Annotated in this window: 1 pseudogene; it reads left to right on the plus strand. The window is 74.0% G+C overall.

From position 1 onward, the window contains the following. Positions 1–438 (plus strand): annotated as a pseudogene (locus VTU_RS25985) (ABC transporter ATP-binding protein); the annotation flags it as partial.

Here is a 438-nt window from a genome sequence, read left to right on the forward strand (position 1 = left end):
CGCGTCGAGTTGCTCAAGGCGCTGTACCGCGGCGCGCGCATCCTCATCCTGGACGAGCCCACGGCCGTGCTCACCCCGCAAGAGAGCGAGACGCTGTGCGCCACGCTGGCGCAGATGGTGGCGCAGGGCCTGGCCATCCTCTTCATCAGCCACAAGCTCGGCGAGGTGCTGCGCGTAGCGCACCGCGTGGTCGTGCTGCGCCAGGGCCGGCTCGTGGCCGAGGCGCCCGCGCAGGCAACGACGCAGGGCCAGCTCGCGCAATGGATGGTCGGGCACGCCGTCGAGGCGCCTGTGCGCCAGCCTGCCCGGGCGGTGGGCGCGCCGGTCTGCACGCTGCGCGACGTGAGCACCGCGTCCCCGGGCCGCGACCGCCTGCGGCAGGTCTCGCTCACGCTCCACGCGGGCGAGATCGTCGCCATTGCGGGCGTCTCCGGCAAC

The organism is Verminephrobacter aporrectodeae subsp. tuberculatae At4, from assembly GCF_000193225.1.
GTDB classification, from domain to species: domain Bacteria; phylum Pseudomonadota; class Gammaproteobacteria; order Burkholderiales; family Burkholderiaceae_C; genus Acidovorax; species Acidovorax aporrectodeae.